This is a genomic window from Variovorax sp. KBS0712, assembly GCF_006323185.2.
Classification (GTDB): Bacteria; Pseudomonadota; Gammaproteobacteria; order Burkholderiales; family Burkholderiaceae_C; genus Variovorax; species Variovorax boronicumulans.
In genome coordinates, this window is record NZ_VCCD02000012.1 from 1 (window position 1) to 1,259 (window position 1,259).

Genomic DNA, 1,259 nt, shown 5'->3' on the forward strand with positions numbered 1-1,259 from the left:
CCGCGCCCGCGCCCGATGGCGGCTGGTCGGCGCTCATCTCCATCCAGATCGCCGCGCTCGAGGCCGGCGGCCTGCACGCGGGAGCGCCCGGCGGACCGGCGCTGTCGGTGGAGCCGCTGCCCTACCCGCTGCTTGAAGACATCTGATTTCCCCTGCGTCCCTGCCTTCTTTCCGGGGGCGCTTGGCGCTGTCTCACCGACAGCGCCATTTTTTTGCGCGACGCTTAACCCCGTTCGCGAGGCCCCGCCGTAGAAGCCTGCATCGATCCACTCCTGGCAAGGAAGCCACCATGATGCAGCGCAGACTTCTCCTCACCACCGTCCTGGCCCTGACCGCGCTGTCGGCGGGGGCGGAAAGCCCGATGCGGCCCTACCCCTCCGGTGCCAGCCGCATCGGCGGCCTGATGAACATCAGCATCGTCGACCGCACGAGCGGCGCCGAACTGCCGATCTACCGCCACCGCGGCGAGTACTGGGTGGCCGGCCGCCCCGGCGCGCGCTATGCGATCCGGGCGCGCAACGCGATGGGCGAACGCATCATGGCCGTGATGTCGGTGGACGGCGTCAACGTCGTCACCGGCGAAACCGCCGGCGTCGGCCAGAACGGCTATGTGTTCGGCCCGCGCGAGCGCAGCGACATCGCGGGCTGGCGCAAGAGCGATTCGCAGATCGCGGCCTTCGAGTTCGCCGCCGCCGGCAATTCCTACGCAAGCCGCACGGGCCGCCCCGACGACGTGGGCGTGATCGGTGTCGCGATGTTCCGCGAACGCCGGCCGGAACCGCCGCCGCCGGTCGTGACGCCCTATCCGTCGCGCGACGAGTACAGCGGCGGCAACAGCAGCCGCGAACGGCGCAGCGAGGCGCCGCCGGCACCGTCGTCGATGGGCGATGCGCGCGCCAAGGCGGCCCCACCCGCAGGCAGCGCCGGCAACGCCGACATGGCCGCCGAGTCGTCGGCCGGCGCCATGGCCCGCCAGTCGGCGCCCAGCCCGAGCCTGGGCACGGCCCACGGACGGCGCGAGACCTCGTACGTCGGCAAGACGACCTTCGAGCGCGCCAGCTCGCAGCCCGACGAGGTGATCCGCATCCGCTACGACAGCCGCGAGAACCTGGTCGCCGCGGGCGTCATCCCGGTGCCGCAGCGCTGGCCGCGTCCGTCGGGCCCGTCGCCCTTCCCGGGCTCGGACCCCGGCTACGTGCCGGACCCGCCGGCCCGCTACTGATCGGGAGTGCTCAGCGCAGCGCGCGCCGCATCTCGAT

Annotated in this window: 1 protein-coding gene; it reads left to right on the plus strand. The window is 72.6% G+C overall.

From position 1 onward, the window contains the following. The first annotated feature begins 292 nt into the window (after positions 1-292). Entirely contained in the window at positions 293-1,222 is a 930-nt protein-coding gene (locus tag FFI97_RS33510; protein ID WP_139705823.1) for a hypothetical protein, read from the plus strand. The last annotated feature ends 37 nt before the right edge of the window (positions 1,223-1,259 follow it).

What these genes read in the sequence shown, in the direction of transcription:
- FFI97_RS33510 (WP_139705823.1), top strand. Translation starts at nt 293, where the DNA reads ATGCAGCGCAGACTTCTCCTCACCACCGTCCTGGCCCTGACCGCGCTG.